The sequence below is a fragment of the Myxococcus stipitatus DSM 14675 genome (assembly GCF_000331735.1).
GTDB lineage: Bacteria > Myxococcota > Myxococcia > Myxococcales > Myxococcaceae > Myxococcus > Myxococcus stipitatus.
The window spans coordinates 6,761,496-6,778,966 of the sequence record NC_020126.1; the positions used below are offsets into that span (position 1 = coordinate 6,761,496).

A 17,471-nucleotide genomic window follows, 5' to 3' on the forward strand; every position below is an offset into this window, starting at 1 on the left:
CCAGCCGCTTGGTTGCGGCATGCACATGGCGGAGCGCGTCAGCCCATGACGGGTCGCGCCGTCACTGCGCGGCCTCGTGTTAGCCTGAGCACACTTCATGAACTTTCGCTTTCAATGTTGGGTGCAACGGCATGCCAGCGGACGGGTGACACTCACCCCGTTGTCCCTACCGCACCTCTCCGTGCACGCGGACACGGTGGAGAAGGCCACGGAAGAGCTGATGCTGGCGTTGGATGACCAGCTCACGCGCATCCACCCCCGCCGCGTCCCGGAGTTCATCGCGGCGACAGGCGCCACCGGGCGTCCGATGACGGTGCCCGCCATCCCCATCTGGGGTGCCGAGCAGAACTCGCTGGCCCCCCTCTCCTTCCTGGGCACCGTCGCGCCCACCCACCAGTCCTATGTCGGGCTGTACCTGCCTCGGCTGGAGACGCATTGGTGGTTCCAGGGCAAGACGGTGCCGGACGAGGCCACGGACCGACTGCGCGACCTGCTGGAGAACCACTCGGATGCGCGGCTGCTGGCGCTGCGCTCGGATGGGCCGGAGGCGCTCATCGACGTGGAGGTGCGGGCCACCCCCACGCGCCTGTCCGCGCTCAGCCCTCGCCAGCTCCGCATGGACATCCGCCCGCCTCCGCTGCCAAAGGATGCGGACAGCGAGCCCGCGGGGTCGAGCAACGATGACTCCGAGGAGCCCCGGGAGGAAGAGGACTCGTGGGAGCCTCGCAAGCGCGTCCCGCGACAGGACCCGGGCGCGAAGCCCACGAAGCCGCCGCCCACGCCCACGCTGGACCGCATCGGCGTGCCCTGGCATCGGCTCGCGGCCGATGGACAGCTGGACCCGGCCCACGAGCAGCACGCCCTGGTGACGCTGCTGCGCACGCGGCTGGCCGAGAAGGAAGCCCCGGCCCTGGTGCTGGTGGGTCCCTCGGGCGTGGGCAAGTCGGCCGTCCTGCATGCGCTCGCGGAGGCCCTGCGAGCCCGCACCGCCACCGCCACCGCCGAGGAGCGCAAGCGCCCCTTCTTCTTCGTCGATGGCAGTCGCCTCATCGCCGGCGAAGGCATGTGGGGCGACTGGCAGCAGCAGGTGATGAAGTCGGTGCGCGAGGCCAACGAGTCCCACGCCATCCTCGCGCTGGGCCATGCCATCGAGCTGCTCGACGCGGGCAAGAGCGCGCACAGCGACCAGAACGTGGCGCAGCTGCTGCTCCCGCTGCTCTCCACCCGAGAGGTCGCCGTCGTCGCCGAGGCCACCCCGGAGTCCTGGGCCCTGGTGGAGCGCCGCAACGCCAGCTTCGCGCGCCTCTTCTCCGTCATCCGCGTGGAGGAGCCCTCCTCGGAGTCGCTGGCCCGCATCCTCGCGCTCGTGGCGAAGGAGACGCCGGGTCCCACGCCCCTGGAGGTGTTGCCCGAGGCGCTGGAGGAGTGCCGCTTCCTGTGTCGCCGCTTCCTGCCGTATGGCGCGCAGGTGGGCAACGCGGTGGCGTTCCTCCGCCGGCTGCTCTCCGCCTGTGCCCACACGGCCCAGCCCCGCGTCACGCGCTGGGACGCCGTGCGGCAGTTCGCGTCCGAGTCCGGAATCCCGGAGTCCCTGCTGCGCGATGACATGCCGCTGGAGCCCGCGCGGGTCCGCGACTTCCTCTCCACGCGGGTGCTGGGCCAGCAGGCCGCGGTGGAGCGCGTGGCGTCCGTCGTGTCCGTGCTCAAGTCGGGGCTGGCGGACACGCGCAAGCCGCTGGGCTCGCTGCTCTTCGTCGGCCCCACGGGCGTGGGAAAGACGGAGCTGTCCAAGGCGCTGGCGGAGCTGCTGTTCGGCTCGCGCGAGCGGATGGTCCGCCTGGACATGGGCGAGTACGCGGGCCCCGACGCGCTGGTGCGCTTGCTGGGGGATTCCTCCACGCCCGGCTACCTCTCCGCCACCGTGCGCCGGCAGCCCTTCTGCGTGGTGCTGCTGGACGAAATCGAGAAGGCCCACCCCGCCGTCCATGACTCGCTCCTGGGCGTGCTCGGCGAGGGCCGGCTCACGGATGCGTCGGGCCGCTTCACCGACTTCCGCAACGCCGTCATCGTGCTCACCAGCAACCTGGGCGCGGACACGTGGCGCGCGCGCGTGGGCTTCGACTCGCTGGGCGGCACGCCCGACACCGCGGCCCTGCGCACGCACTACCTGGCGGAGGTGCAGCGCTTCTTCCGCCCGGAGATGTTCAACCGCCTGGACGACACCATCGTCTTCTCGCCCCTCTCGGCGGAGCTGCTGCGCAAGCTCGTGGTGCGCGAGGTGGACGCCATCCGCCGCCGCTCCGGCTTGTCCCGGCATGACGCGATGCTGGAGGTCTCCGAGTCCGCGCTGGACTGGCTCGCGGCGCGCGGCTTCGACCCTCGCTACGGCGCGCGTCCCCTCAAGCGGGCCCTGGAGCGGGAGCTGGTGGTGCCCGTGGCGGCCTGGCTCGCGGAGCATCCCCGAGGAGGCCCGGTGTGCCTCCACATCGAGGCCGGTCAGGACCACCTCACGCTGCGCGCGGAGGGCCTGGGGGGAGAGACGGAGGGCCTGGGCCGGCAGCCCATCGAACAGGTGCTGGAGGACGCCGCCGCGTTGCGCGCGGAGGTGCAGCGCTGGAGCCACTCGCCCCCCATGGTGGCGCTGCGCCGGGAGCTGACCGTCTTCGACAAGATGTCCCGTCAGCCCTCTTTCTGGGAGGAGCGCTCGCTCGCCGAGGATGTGGCGAGAAAGTCCGGAGATGCTCGCGAGCTGGACAAGACCTTCCGCGAGTGTGCCCAGCAGACGGAGGCCATCGAGGACCTGCTGTTCGAGGCCCACCTGTCGCGCGCCGTCGATCAGGCCGAGTCGCTCGCGCGGGAGGTGACCTCGCTGCGCAAGAGCTTCCTCCCGTTGAGGGAGCGGCTGTACTCCAGCCTCTATGAGTATGCGAAGGGCGCCACGCTGATTCTCGTGCCGGGCCGGGGCGGCTGGAACCGGGCCTGCTTCCTCGCGCGGGCCTACGAAGGCTGGTGCCAGCGGAACTCTCTCGCCTACAAGCGATTCGTCTTCCGCAAGCCCACGCTCAAGGAAGGCGAGAAGGCCACCAAGACCCGCGTGCCGGAGCGCTGGATTGAGGAGAAGGTCGACGTCGATGTGGTCGCGCTCAAGCCCGTCCCCCTGGCCTATGCCGTGCGCATCTCCGGACCGACGCTGCCCATGCTCCTCGCCTCGGAGCACGGAGTGCACCGCTTCATCGAAGGCAGCCAGGCGACGCTGGTGAAGGTGCACTTCTCCTCGCACCCTCGCGAGGCGACCTCGGCGCTCCCGGAGTTGACCGAGCTGGAGAAGAAGCTCCCCCGGCAGGAGGTTCGACGGGTTCGTCCGGGCTCGACGGAGACCTCCGGAGGCTCCGTGGAGGACCTGCGGACGCAAGCGCGCGTGCGCTACGACGCCGGCTCGCTGCGCATGGACGAGCTGCTGGAGAGCTGGATGAACTGGCGCGTGTTCACCGCCACGGAGAAGGACTGACGCCATGGAACTCAAACTCCCCCTGGTCGTCGCCTCCATGGGCGGCCGCCTCGTCGAGGCCTGGGTCCCCACCCTCACGCCGCGCATCCACTTCGTGGGTCCCAGCCTGTCCTCGCTGCGCGATGACCTGGCGCTCGCCGTGATGGAGCGCTTCGAGAAGGAGAGCCCGTCGAGCGTGGCCGCCTACCAGCTGCCACCCCACCTGTCGCTGCGGCACGTGGAGGTCGAGGCCGAGACGCGCGACCCCGAGAAGAGCCTGCACGTCGTGCTCAAGGGCCGGATGGGCGTGCTGCTGGAGAAGTGGCCGCGCGATGAGTTCTGGGTCGTCACGCCCACCCGGCTCCCGGAGGCCCGCTTCGCGATTTCGAGCCCCGACGACCTTCCCCGCGCGCTCGCGCGGCGGCTGTGCGCGTGGTGCGTGGAGCACGAGAAGGAGGAGCTGAAGGGCGTGTGGACGGAGGTCCGGGAACGCCTGGAGCTGCTCGAGGTGGATGCGTATGCGCCGTCCATCCTGCCCCGCACGCCGCCGCGCCCCCCCACGCCCCCGCGCAGGCGGCGTCCGCAGGGAGACGCGTCCAAGGAGAAGGCGACGCCCCCGGAGACACCGGAGCAGCGCGAGGCCCGCCGCAACCGTCGGCGGCTCACCCTCGTGGAGCTGCGCGCGGTGGCACGCAACCTGAGCCACGCGGCGCGCGACGACGGGCTGGAGCGCTGCTTCGGCCGCGAGTCGCTGGTCCGCGAGGTGGCGGACGCACTCGAGGGTCGTGAGGGCGCCGCCGTCATCCTCGTGGGCCCGCCGGGCTCGGGCAAGACGGCGCTGGTGCACGAGGTGGTGCGCCGACTCACCACTCGGCAGGACGCCGCGGGACAGCGCCGCGACGTGTGGCGGGTGGACGGCAACCAGTTCATCGCGGGGATGAGCTACGTGGGCCAGTGGGAGGCCCGCGCTCGCGGCGTGGTGCAGGAGCTGGTCGAGGTCGGAGACATCCTCTACGTGGATGACCTGGCCTCGCTTGTCTACGCGGGCCGCACGGCCAACGAGCGCACCAACGTCGCGCAGTTCCTGGAGCCCCACCTGGCGCGCGGCGAGCTGACCGTGCTGGCCGAGTCCACCCCGGAGCGCTTCGAGCGTGTGCGGGAAGAGGCGCCCACGCTCGCCTCGCTGTTCCGCGTGGTGCAGGTGCCAGACCTGGAGCCGCGCGCGACGCTGCCGGCCCTGCTGGGCACCCTGCGGCAGATCGAGAGCATGGGCGGAGGAGGTCCCGCGCCGCGCCTGTCTCCACTCGCGCTGGAGACGCTGCTGGACCTCCAGCAGCGCTTCGTCGCGCACGAGGCCTTTCCCGGCAAGGCGGTGCGCCTGCTGCGGCGGGTGATTTCGAGGCCCGGCACCGTCGAGAACGACGTGCGCCGCTTCACCGAGGACGACGTCTTCGCGGCGATGCGCGCGCAGACGGGCCTGCCTGACTTCGTGCTGGGCAGCGCGCCGCCCAAGCCGCGCGAGGTCCTGGAGCGGGAGCTGGCCTCGCAGGTCGCGGGGCAGCCGGAGGCCGTCACCGCCGTGGTGGACGCCATCCTCACCCTCCAGCGCTCGCTGCAACCTCCCGACAAGCCGCTGGCCACCTACCTCTTCGTCGGCCCCACCGGCGTGGGCAAGACGGAGACGGCCAAGGCCGTGGCGCGCACCCTCTTCGGCAGCGAGGAGCGGATGGTGCGCTTCGACATGTCGGAGTTCGTGTCCTCCTCCAGCATCACCCGGCTCCTGGGCCTGCCCGGTGCGCCGGATGGCGAGCTGACCACGGCGCTGCGCACCCAGCCCTTCTGCGTGGTGCTGTTCGACGAGGTGGAGAAGGCCCACCCTCGCGTCTTCGACGCCCTGCTCCAGTTCCTCGGTGAAGGCCGGCTGACGGATGGCGCGGGCCGCACCGTGGATGCGCGGCAGGCGGTGGTGGTCCTCACCTCGAACCTGGGCGTGCGCGAGGCCGCCGCCCGCACGGGCTTCCAGCACGCCACCGAGAGCGCCGACGCGCACTACCTCTCCGCGGTCCGCGCCTTCTTCCGTCCGGAGTTCTTCAACCGACTGGACCGCGTGGTGCCCTTCCGTGCGCTGACGCCTTCCGCGCTGCGCGTCGTCGTGGAGCACGCCCTCGAGTCGCTCCTGTCCCGTCGAGGCATCCGCCGAGGCAACGTCGTCGTGGAGGTGGAGTCGCAGTTGCTCGACCTGCTGGTGGAGCAGGCCTATGACCCGCGCTACGGCGCCCGTCCCTTGAAGCGCGCCTTGGAGCGCCGCCTCACGGTGCCGCTGGCGCATCACCTCGTCCGGCGCGAGGGCGAGGAGTTGGCCCGCGTGGAGCTGTTCCGCCGGGCCGATGACATGGGCCTGTCGGTGGAGCTGCTCACCCGGCAGCCCCCATGGGCGCCTGAGCCGTCCACCGCCACCTGGAAGCTTCCCGCGGTGTTCCGCGCGCTGAATGAAGTGACCACGCGCGTGGACGCCCTGCTCGCGACGCTCGCGGCGGCGCCTGAATCCGCGAGCCCCGAGGAGTCCCTGGTCCTGGGTGAGCAACTGGAGCGCCTGTCCGCCGAGGCCGTGGACATCCGCGACCACGAGCTCGCGCACCGTGAGTTCCTGGAGCAGGAGGAGCGCCCCACCAAGAAGGGCCGCGCGGGCTACGACCACGACACCGGGGGGTCGGGGCGGCAGGGCGGGTTGCGGCCTCGGCCCATCCTCGCCACGGAGCCCTTTCCCGTGTCCGCCGAGGAGCGGCTGCGTCGCTGCCTCCCCAAGGTGGTGAGCCTGCGCGATGAGCTGGAGTGGCTGGCCCATCAGCTCGAGCACCGGGAGTCCGGCGTAGAGACGCGCGCGCTGCTCGTGGAGGGACTCGCGGACACGCCCGCGGCCGCGCTGACGGCCGTGCTGAAGGCCCTGCCCCAAGGACTGGGCCGCGGGGTGATTCACGAGGAGCGCGTGGAGCCCGACGGGAGCCTCGCGTGGGCGGCGCACGAGACGCCCCTTCCCGCCCGAGCCCGGGTCCGGCGCCAGGTGGTGAGCCTGACGGCGATGGGCCTGAGCGACCTCCTCCGGACGCTGGAGGGCTACGCGCTGGTGCACCTTCCTCGGGAAGACGGCGTGAGGCCCTCGCTGGTCCGCTTGGAGCTGTTGCCGCCCGCATCAGAGAAGATGGAAGACGTCGCGCGGGTGGTGGCGACCCGCGACGCCGTGAGTCAGCGGCAGCGCGAGGCACGTCGCTCGGACGAGTCCGGCGAGCAGGCCCTGGGACAGGTCGTCCTGGAGGGAAACCTCGAGAAGATGGTTCATCTGAGCAGCGGGCAATCCCCCTCGGACTCCGTCGCCTGGGTGGCGCGGGTGCTGCGCGGCCAGCGCCGAGGAGAGCACTGACATGGACAAGAACTTTCACCTGTTCGTGCGCAACTACCCCGGGCTCGGCGTGGCGGCCCACGTGTTGACGCACCCGAACCTCGCCACGTTCGCCCCGGACCTCGCGACCGCGCGCATCGACATCGCGGAGGTGCTGCGGCGGCTCATCAAGCGCGGCGAGCTGCAACAATCCCAGACATACTGGCCGGACCTGCGCACGAAGAAGCTGAACCTCACCGTGCGCGCCGTGCAGCACGGACGGCTGCTGCCCGTGCCCCTCAAGCTCACGGTGGTGACACGGGGCCGGGCGAAGCCCGAGCGAGGGGCGAAGAAGTCCAGCACATCCGCCAAGGGGCAGATGCATGTCTGGGTGCCCCGCCTGGACGTGGAGGGCTCGCTGCAGGACGCCTCGGACCTGGAGGCCTATGTGGAGGAGCTCGTCCGGCACGAGCTCTACATGGCCCCGCTGGAGCGGTTGCACTCACTGGCCTACCTGGGCGACGAGACCGTCGAGACCATCTCCGTCACGACCAAGACCCGGGAGACGGCCCGCGCCCTCTTCGCCGCCGAGCGCAAGTCGACGACCTATCACCCGCCGCCGCCTCCAGGGCTCTCCGAGGCAAGCCGCTGCCTCAACGAGGAGGCTCGCGCGGGCTTGATGGAGCGCGCCTGGGAGCGCACCGCGGAGGTGACGATGCTCGCGGAGGCCGTCACGTCCGCCTCGCGCGCCAGCGTGCTCCTGGTGGGGCCTCCCTCCGTGGGGAAGACGTCGCTGGTCCACGAGTTGGTGCACCGGGCGGAAGCCGCGCCATCGGGCCATCCGCTCCACGGGCTGGAGGTCTACAGCACGTCGGGTGGCCGCATCATGGCCGGCATGCGCTACCTCGGGCAGTGGCAGGCGCGCGTGCAGCACATGATTGAAGAGCTGCGGGTGCGGCGCGCGGTGCTGCACATGGACAGCCTCGCGGAGCTGCTCTCCCTCGGGGGCGGGGACACGGGCCTGGACGTCGCGCGCCACCTGCTGCCCGCGCTCGAAGGCGGCGAGGTGACGCTGGTGCTGGAGGCCACTCCCGAGGATGTCGCGCGAGCCGAGCGCACACACGGCGCCTTCCTCCAGGCGTTGCGCCACCTCACCGTGCCGCCCCTGTCTCCCGTGGCCGCGCGCACCGCCGTGCTCCATGCCTCCCAGCGCGTCGCGAAGTCGCGCAAGGTGCGCTTCACACCAGACGCCCTGGACCGCGCGGCCGAGCTCACGGAGCGCTTCGGTGAAGGCCCTCCGCCGGGCGGCGCGGTGTCCCTGCTCCGCGCGGCCACGGCCACCCAGGCGTCGAGCAAGGACGTGGACGCGGGTGCCGTGACGCAGGCGTTCTGCACGCGCACGGGCTATCCGCGCGAGCTGGTGGACACGTCGATTCGACTGGACCCGGATGCGCTGCTGCGCCGCTTCCGCGAGCGCATCGTCGGCCAGGACGAGGCCACGCTGCTCCTGCGCAACCTCATCGTCACCCTGAAGACGGGGCTGGCGGACCCGTCGCGTCCGCTCGGGGCCTTCCTCCTCTTGGGCCCCACGGGCGTGGGCAAGACGGAGTCCGCGCTGGCGCTGGCCGAGTACCTCTTCGGCGACGTCGCCCGACTCGCGCGCTTCGACATGGCCGAGTACGCCGCGCCCGGCAGCGCGGCGAGGCTCGTGGGCGAAGTGGGCGGACAGCAAGGCGGTCTCGCCCGGCGCGTGCGCGAGCAGCCTTTCGGCGTCGTGCTGCTGGACGAAGTGGAGAAGGCGGACGCGGGGGTGCACGACCTGCTGCTCCAGGTACTGGGCGAAGGCCGCCTCACGGACGGCACGGGCCGCACCGTCAGCTTCCGCAACACCGTGGTGCTGCTCACCAGCAACCTCGGCGCCGACTCCGCGTCTCGCTCCCTGGGCTTCAGCGGCGACAGCCCCCGGAACATGGAGGCGCACTACCTGGGCGCGGCCACGGCCTTCTTCCGCCCGGAGCTCCTCAACCGGCTGGACCAGGTGGTCCCCTATCGCGCGCTCGGCCCGGACATCATCCGGACGCTCGTACGGCGGACGCTCGAGACCGCGCTGAGCCGCGAGGGTCTCACGCGGCGCGGCGTGAAGGTGACCTTTGGCGACGACCTGGTGGACTTCCTCGCGCGGACAGGCTTCGACGCGCGGTACGGCGCCCGGCCCCTCAAGCGCGCGGTGGAGCAGCACGCGGTGGTCCCCCTGGCGCAGTGGCTGGCCGCGCACGCCCACACGCCGCACCCGCATGTGGTGCTGCGTGTGAGCGCCGAGGGCCACGTGGAGCTGGCGCCCGCGACCTGACGGCGCGCCAAGCTCGCAGGCCCTCCGCTCCCGGCACACGGCGAGCGGAGGGCTAGGTCCCCTCTTCTTCTCGCTGGAGCCCGTCGTCGGCGTCCTCGAGCCCCGTGAGCACGGCGGGGTCCAGGCCCGCGGCCTTCAACAGCAGCGCCTTCCCCGTGGCCGGCAACGACGTGTGCCCCGAGCCCGACAGGTGCCCGTTGGTCAGCAGCACCAGCGCGGCCGAGCGCTGGGGGATGAAGCCCGCCCACGCGAGGAAGCCTCCGTTGCCGCCGGCCTTGCTCACCAGCCGCGCGCCGGAGCCCACCTCGGTGACGTACCACCCCATGCCGATGGAGTGCCCCGGTGAAATCTGGAAGCGAGGCTCGTGCGCCAGACACATGGCGCGGTAGGTGAGCAGCGGCATGCTCAGCACCCGGAACAGGTTCCCCTCCAGGAAGCGCAGCATGTCGGTCGCCGTGGAGTTGAAGCCCACGCCCCGGAAGCCGATGCGCTTGCCCTCCGCGGTGTAGCCCTGCGCGATGCGCTGGGGGCCGATGCCCTTCAAGTCCACCAGGGTGTCCGTCAGCTCGAGAGGCCCTTGGAGGTCGCGCTCGAACAGCTCCGGATAGCTGCGCTCCGCGGCGCCCACCATCGTGAAGCCCTGCGTCACCTCGCTCACGTTCGAGTACTGGTAGCTCGTGCCGATGTGGCGCTCGGGGTTGAACTTCTTCCAGAAGTCCAGGAGCTGGGGCGTGGGAGGCTCGCCCCGGTAGAGCGCCGCCGCTGGCTGGCCCGGCACGTTCGCCGTGGGCATCGCGGCCGTCATCGTCCCCAGGTTCGCGGGAGTCACCTGCCGGATGACGCTGCCCTCCTTGCGCACCTCCGAGGGAAGGAAGCGCACGACAGGCTCCTCCAGCGACATGCGGCCCTCGATGACTCGCGCCGCGGCCAGCGTGTTGGTGAAGACCTTCTGGACCGAGCCGATGATGAACAGCGTGTCCTCTCGCACCGGCGTCTGCTTCTCCCGGTCCGCCAGGCCCGAGGCCTGGAGGGCTCGCGCATCCCCCACCGTGAGCGCCGCCGAGACGCCGATCTCCTCCTGTCCCGACAGATAGGTCTGGATGCTCTCGGCCAGGAGCCGCTGAAGCCGCGTGGGGTCCTTCACTTCGCTCGTCATGGGGGTCTCCGATGGATGGGAACGCCCCTGCCTTCAGCAAGCACCGTGCCCCCGCCGCTCCACTCGGCGCCCCACGGCGCGCGCCGCTCCGCGACATGTCGAACGGCCGCGTCCGACACGTCACGCCGACACGACGAAGGCGCGGCCCTGGTGCCCGCACACACTCTGCTATCCTCGCCACCCCACTCCCTCCTCCGCGAGCCGTGCCTCCCTTCATGCGTTGCGTCGACGAGACCGTCTTCATGAAGTTGTTGCTGGGCGAGCTGCCCCCCCAGGAGCGCGCGGGTGTGGATGCACACCTCGACACGTGCACCTCGTGCCGGATGCTCGTGGCCGATGGGCTGCGCGCGCAGAGCCCGGACACCGACCGCAGCCTCTCCGCCACCGGGCCCGCGCCCTCCACGCTCCGGCGCGAGGACGCGGCCCTGGAGAAGGGCACGACGGTGGGCCGCTACCTCGTCCTCGAGGTGCTGGGCGCGGGGGCCATGGGCGTCGTGTATGGCGCGTACGACCCGGAGCTGGACCGCCGCGTCGCCCTCAAGCTGCTGCGCACCGGCGCCCTGGGCTTGGACTCGGACAAGGAGCGCGCGCACCTGCTGCGCGAGGCGCAGGCCATGGCCCGCGTCTCCCACCCCAACGTCGTCGCCGTGTACGACGTGGGCACCTTCGGCGAGCACGTCTTCCTGGCCATGGAGCGCCTGGAGACGCAGACGCTGAACGAGTGGCTGCGGGCGGAGGCTCGACCCTGGCGGAAGGTGCTGGAGCTCTTCCTCGACGCGGGCCGGGGGCTGGAGGCCGCGCACGCCGCGGGCGTGGTCCATGGCGACTTCAAGCCCGCCAACCTCCTGGTGGGCGGCAACGGCGGCGTCCACGTCACCGACTTCGGGCTCGCGCGGCTGGGTGCCCCCACCGAGATGGAGGGCGCGCCGCTCACGCGGGAGGACGCGTCCCGTCCCAAGGTGGTGGAGCGCTCGCTGACGGGCGGCACGCCGGCGTACATGGCTCCCGAGCAGCTGCTGGGCCGGACACGGGCGGACGCCGCGGGGGACCAGTTCTCCTTCTGCGTCGCGCTGCATGAAGCGCTCTATGGCGCACGCCCCTTCGAGGGCGCCACGCTGGCGGAGCTCGCCTCGCTCGTGTCCTCGGGACAGGTGCGACCCGCGCCCGCTGGCAGCCGCGTCCCACCGTGGGTGCGCCGCGTGCTGCTGCGAGGCCTCTCCCGCCGTCCCGAGGACCGCTACCCGAGCATCTCCGCCCTGCTCGACGCGCTCCAGAAGGACCCCGCCACCCGCTGGAAGCGCGGCCTCCAGCTCGCCAGCGCCGTGGCGGTGCTGGCCGCGGCCGTGGGACTGACGCACGCGGTGCACACCAGCGGCGCACGGACCTGCGCCGCCGCCTCCGAGGAGATGATGGCCGTCTGGGGCCCGGAACAACACGCCGCCATCGCGGCCGCGTTCGCCTCCACGGGCCGCCCCTACGCCACCTCCGCCTGGGAGCGCGTGCGACGAGACCTGGACGCCTACACCGCGGCCTGGACGACCACGCGCATCACCGCGTGCGAGGCCACGCGCGTCCGAGGCAACCAGCCGGAAGAGGTGATGGCGTGGCGCATGCGGTGCCTCGACAACCGGCTCGCGGATGTCTCCGCGCTCACCCGCTTGTTGGCCCAGGCGGACCCCCGGACGGTCGACGAGGCGCACCGCGCGGTGAAGGGACTCCCGCCGCTCTCGGGCTGCTCGGAGGCCCTGGCGCCCGGTGGGGCCTCGCTGCCGGAGGGTCCCGAGGAGCGGGAGCAGCATGCCGCGCTCCGCGCCACCCTCGCGCGAGGCCGCGCGCTCCTGGCCACGGGACGCTATGCGGAAGGCGTCACGTTGGTGGAACCCACGGCGAGGGCCTCGAAGCGGGCCGGCAACCGGCACGACAGCGCTGAAATCTCGCTGCTGCTGGGCGAGCTGCGCGAGGGCGCCGGCAACTGGCGGGGCGCGGAGGAGTCCCTCTTCGATGCGCTCAACGCGGCGGAGGCCACGCGACAGGACGCCATCGCGGCCCGGGCATGGACGCTGCTGGTGCGCGTGTCGTGCATCGGCCTGGATGAGTACGACCTGGCCTCGCGCTGGAAGGAGCGCGCCTCGGCGGCCCTCGAGCGGCTGGGGGGCGGCAACGAGCTGGCCCGCGTCCACCTCCTCACCTACAACGGAACCCTGCTGCGAAAGCAACGGCGATACGAAGAAGCCGTGGCCATCCAGACCCAGGCGCTGGAGACCGCCGAGGACACCTTCGGCCCGGACAGCCTGGAGGTCGCGGACGTCCTGCTGGAGCTGGGCACGACCCAGTGGATCCACCCGCGACTGGCGGAGGCCCGCGCCCACCTCGAGCGCGCCGTCACCATCACCGAGCAGGCGCTGGGCGCCGAGCACCCCGAGGTGGCCCGCGTGCGACTGGCCCTGGTCCCGGTGCTCAGGGACCAGAATGACCTGGTGTTGGGGGAGAAGCTGGCCCGCGAGGCGCTGGGGGTCTTCGAGCGCACCTTGGGCCCGGAGCATCCCCGGGTCTACGACGCGCTCAACGACCTCGCCTCCACCCTCCTGACGCAGTCGCGCCTGGACGAGGCCCTCCCCATCTACCAGCGAGCGCTCGCCGTGGTCGCGAAGACGGACGGGCCGGAGAGCATGGGCGCGGCCGTCATCCACGCCAACATGGGCGTGCTCTTCTTCATGCAGGGCAAGTACGACCTCGCGATGGAGCGCTTCAAACACAGCGTCGTCATCCGAGAGAAGACTCAAGGCAACTGGAGCGCGAGCCTGGTGAGTCCGCTGCGTCTCATCAGCCGCATCCTGACGATGAAGGGCCTGCACGAGGAGGCCCTGCCCTATGCGCAGCGGGCCGTGGACGTCCAGGTCGCGCAGCCCACGGATGCGGAGGGACAGTGGATGCTGGCCCTCCGGGACCTGGGCGCCAACCTCCTCAAGCTGAACCGCCCCGTGGACGCCCTCGTGCCCCTGGAGCGCGCCGTCGCCGGATGGGACAAGGCCCAGCCAGGCCCGGGGCAGCTGGCGGAGGTGAAGCTGCTGCTCTCCAAGGCCCTGTCGCAGTCCGGCAAGGACCGCAAGCGGGCCCTGCTCCTCGCCGAGGAGGCGAAGGCCCTGGCGACGGAGGCGGACCCCACGAAGAAGCTGCTCCCCCAGGTCAACGCGTGGCTGGAGGAGCTCCGCAAGGCGCGCTGACGACGCGGCGGCTCAGCGCGCCGCGGGCGACGCCTGTCGCTCGGCCGGGCGTCCGCGCTTGCCCGACTCCCACTCGTCCCAGACGTTGAACGAGCGCATCTGCGCGGGGAGGTCCGTCGCCTTCATGAGCGCCTCCACCTCCGCGCGGCTCTGCCGCGGCAGCCGCTCCTCCTGCGTCGCGAAGCCCCACGCCAGCGCGCCCACCACCGCGGCGTTGGTGCGCAGCGTGCGCGCGTCGCACTGCTCGAACTCGTCCGAGCGCGCGTGGTAGTTGGGCCCGTACGTGGCGGACTCCTGGTTGGCGATGAGGTTCGCCACGCCGCTCAGCATGAAGTCCAGGTTGTCGGTGCCCACCACCGGCACGTCCACCTGCGTGAAGGGCCCCAGGCCCGCGACGGGCGCGAGCACCCGGTCCACCAGCGGCACCAGGGGCGGACGGCCGTTGGTGAAGAAGCCATTGATGCGTCCGCAGCCGATGTCCACGGACAGCGCCATGACGTGCCCATCCAGCTCCGCCACGTGCGAGCGCACGTACCCCGCGGAGCCGTACATGCCCTGCTCCTCGCCGTTCCACAGCGCGAAGCGGAGGGTGCGTGCGGGCTTCATCCCCAGCCGTTGCATCTGCCTGGCCAGGTCGATGAGCATCGCCACGTTGGCGCCGTTGTCCAGCGCGCCGCCGCCCAGGTCCCAGCTGTCCAGGTGCGCGCCCAGGACGACGACTTCGTCCGGCCGCGTGGCGCCGCGAATCTCGCCGATGACATTGCGCGACTCGTAGGGCCCGCCCGTCTTCAAATCCAGCGCGGCGTTGAGCGTCAGGCCGGTGCCCGCGCGCAAGAGCCGCAGCGCCCGCTTCGCGGCGTCGCGCTCCATCACCATCATCGGCCGGGTGTTCTTCGCGCCCGAGGACACGTTGTGCCGGTAGAGGTGATTGCCGGGACGGCTGCCCATGTAGACCAGGCCCGCGGCGCCGGAGGCCACCGCGCGCGCCTCGATTCCCACCGCTTCGCCGTACTCGCGGAAGAGGTCATCCACGTCCCGCAGCTCGTCGGTCTCCACCAGGACGAACGCCCCCTGGGCCTTCGTGCCCACGCGCTTGAAGTCCGCCTCCGTGCCCCGGCCGACTTCGACCAGGGGGGCGGTGAGGCCGCCCTTGGGCGTCGCGGTGGAGAAGGGCATGGCGGCGATGCGAGGCGTGAAGCGCACCCCGCGGCCCTGCACCGTCGCGCTGGCGCTCTGCTCCAGCCAGAGGGCCGGCATCTGGAAGGGCTCGGACGTCGCCGTCACGCCCGCCTTGCGGAAGCGCTCCAGGGCCCACTCCACCGAGCGACGGTTGGACTCCGAGCCCGTGGCGCGTCCGCCCACTTCGTCCACCAGGGAGCGCAGGTCCTCCAGCATGGGCGTGGGCCCCAACATCGCCCCGGTCAACAGCATCACCTCCCGCTCACGAGCGGAAGGCGTGGACTCGGCGGCCTCCGCCCTCGGGGAGAACACCAGGCCTCCACACAGCAACGCGGCGCTCCATTTCATGCCGCCACGTTCCCAATCCCGCACGGAGACTTCAAGCCGCGCGGCGCCATGCGCACACCCAGGAACCGAGGGCGGGAACCTCAGACCGCGAGCGACTGGATGATCGGCAAGTCGCGGACGCGCGTGCCCGTGAGCGCGAAGAGCGCGTTGGCGATGGCCGGAGCCACGGGGGGAACACCCGGCTCACCCACGCCACCCGACGGGGCCTCGCTCTGGATGATGTCCACGTGGATGGCCCGCGGCGCCTCCGCGACACGCACCAGCCGGAAGTCGCGGAAGTTCGACTGCTGCGTCGCGCCGCCCTTCATCGTGATGGAGCCATACAGCGCCAGGCTCATCCCGAAGATGACCGAGCCCTCCATCTGCGAGCGGACCCGGTCCGGATTGACGACCAGCCCCGCGTCCACCACCACCCACGCCTCGTCCACGCGCGCCTTGCCCGCGTCGTCCTTCTTCACGGACACCACCACACCCACGTACGTCAGGAAGCTGCGGTGCGCGGCGAGCCCCAGCGTGCGGCCGTTCTTCTCCCGCTCGCTCCAGCCCGACAGCTCCGTCACCCGCTCGATGACCCGGCGCAGCCGCCCCGCGTCGACGGGATACTCCTCCAACGACCCGCCGTAGTTGGGCAGCGCGGAGATGCCCAGCTCCGCCAGCGAGGCGTGGCGCGCCGGACCAATCACCTCGAGCAGGTTGTCGCGCGGGTCCATCCCTCGCGCATGGGCCAGCTCGTCCATGAACGAGCCCAGCGCGAACGCGTGGAAGATGTTGTTCACCGAGCGCAGCCAGCCGATGCGCACCTTCGCCAGCGCCAGCCCCATCTCCGCGCGCACGTTGGGGATGGCGAGCGGCAGGTCCAACACCCCCTGGTTCAGGTCCCTTGCCCCCGGCCCCGTCACGTCATTCGAGAACGTGGAGCGGATGGCGGGGAAGGACGTGCGGTGCAGCCACGCCGTCGGCTTGCCCGAGGCATCGAGCCCCGCGCTGAGCCGCTGGGCACTGGCCGAGTGGTAGTAGTCGTGGCGCAGGTCATCCTCGCGCGTCCACTGCACGCGCACCGGCACCCCCGCCGCCTTCGCGAGGAAGACCGCCTCCGCGACGAAGTCCGCCTTCGACTTGCGGCCGAAGCCACCGCCCAACAACGTGACGTGCACCGCCACCTTGTCCTCGGGAAGCTCCGCCACCCGCGCCGCCTCGGTGCGCGCCGCCTGCGGATGCTGCGTGGGCGCCCACACCTCGCACCTGCCGCCCTCCACCCGCGCCAGGGCCACGGGCGGCTCCATGGGCGCATGCGACAGGTGCGGCGTGTAGTACTCGGCCTCCACCACCCGCGCGGCCTTGGCCAGCGCCTGGTCCACGTCTCCCACGGAGCGCGCGGGCGTGCCTGGAATCCGCACGGACTCCAGCAGCGCCTGTCGGTACTGCGCCGAGTCGTACGACTCGTTCGGCCCGTTCTCCCACGTGACGTCCAGCGCCGCGCGGCCGCGCATCGCCGCCCACGTGTTCTCCGCCAGCACCGCGACGCCGCCCCAGCCCTGGAACAGGTAGGGGGCCTGCGGCGCGGGCAGCTCCAGCACCTGCTTCACGCCCGGAATCGCGAGCGCCTTCGCCGCGTCGAAGCGCACCACCTTGCCGCCCACCACCGGAGGACGCGCCACCACGGCGATGAGCATCCCCGGCAGCCGCACGTCCGCGCCGAAGACGGCGGTTCCATTCACATACGAAGGCCCGTCGAGCAGCGGCAGCTCCCGCCCCACGCGGCGCAGCTCCGAGCGAGGCCGCAGCTGCACCGACTCGGGCTTGGGCACCGGCAGCTTCACCGCGTCCGCCACCAGCTCCCCGAAGGCCAGCGAGCGCTTCCCGCCTCGGTGGAAGACCGCGTGGTCCCGCGCCTCGCAGTCGGCGGGCTTCACCTTCCAGCGCTTCGCCGCGGCGGCCACCAGCATGGTGCGCGCGGTGGCGCCGGTGCGGCGCAGCGCCTCGTAGACGCCATTGCGGATGCTGCTGGAGCCATCCGTGTTCTGGTCGCCATAGACGGCGTCACCATCCGCCTGGACGACCTTCACCCGCGCCATGTCCGCGCCCAGCTCGTCCGCGATGACGACCGGCATCGAGCTGCGGATGCCCTGCCCCATCTCCGAGCGGTGGCACACGACGGTGACGAGCCCATCCGAGGCGACGTGCACGAAGACGCTGGGCTTGAGCTCCACGGCGGTCGCGCGAGGCGCCGCCTCCGCCTCGCCGAGCGTGACAGAGGGGACGAGCCCCAGGGCCAGCCCTCCCACCGAGAGATTGAGCCCTTCGAGAAAGGAACGCCGGGTCAACACCACGGGCTGCTGGCTCATCGCGTC

The 17,471-nt window shown here is 71.8% G+C and carries 7 protein-coding genes; 4 read left to right on the plus strand and 3 right to left on the minus strand.

From position 1 onward, the window contains the following. Nucleotides 1–160: 160 nt before the first annotated feature. The 3 genes from MYSTI_RS26185 to MYSTI_RS26195 are packed head-to-tail and all read left to right on the plus strand — an operon-like array spanning nucleotide 161 to nucleotide 9,213. Nucleotides 161–3,508, plus strand: coding sequence for an AAA family ATPase (locus MYSTI_RS26185; protein ID WP_233277959.1), 3,348 nt, complete (start codon nucleotides 161–163; stop codon nucleotides 3,506–3,508). 4 nt (nucleotides 3,509–3,512) lie between these two features. Beyond that, entirely contained in the window at nucleotides 3,513–6,905 is a 3,393-nt protein-coding gene (locus MYSTI_RS26190) for an AAA family ATPase (RefSeq protein WP_015350816.1), read from the plus strand. Nucleotide 6,906: 1 nt separating this feature from the next. Further along, on the plus strand, nucleotides 6,907–9,213 hold the full coding sequence (locus MYSTI_RS26195; RefSeq protein ID WP_015350817.1) for an AAA family ATPase: 2,307 nt from the start codon (nucleotides 6,907–6,909) through the stop codon (nucleotides 9,211–9,213). 52 nt (nucleotides 9,214–9,265) lie between these two features. Here the strand turns inward: MYSTI_RS26195 and MYSTI_RS26200 are convergent, their stop codons facing one another. Next, entirely contained in the window at nucleotides 9,266–10,369 is a 1,104-nt protein-coding gene (locus MYSTI_RS26200; protein WP_015350818.1) for a serine hydrolase domain-containing protein, read from the minus strand. Between the two features lie 242 nt (nucleotides 10,370–10,611). Here MYSTI_RS26200 and MYSTI_RS26205 point away from each other — a divergent pair, with 242 nt between their 5' ends. Continuing rightward, nucleotides 10,612–13,593 (plus strand): tetratricopeptide repeat protein, encoded by a 2,982-nt coding sequence (locus MYSTI_RS26205; protein WP_233277960.1) that lies wholly within the window; start codon nucleotides 10,612–10,614, stop codon nucleotides 13,591–13,593. 12 nt (nucleotides 13,594–13,605) lie between these two features. Here the strand turns inward: MYSTI_RS26205 and MYSTI_RS26210 are convergent, their stop codons facing one another. Both MYSTI_RS26210 and MYSTI_RS26215 read right to left on the minus strand, forming a co-directional pair. Further along, entirely contained in the window at nucleotides 13,606–15,120 is a 1,515-nt protein-coding gene (locus MYSTI_RS26210) for a M28 family peptidase (RefSeq protein ID WP_015350820.1), read from the minus strand. Between the two features lie 80 nt (nucleotides 15,121–15,200). Beyond that, nucleotides 15,201–17,465 (minus strand): xanthine dehydrogenase family protein molybdopterin-binding subunit, encoded by a 2,265-nt coding sequence (locus tag MYSTI_RS26215; protein ID WP_015350821.1) that lies wholly within the window; start codon nucleotides 17,463–17,465, stop codon nucleotides 15,201–15,203. Nucleotides 17,466–17,471 lie beyond the last annotated feature (6 nt).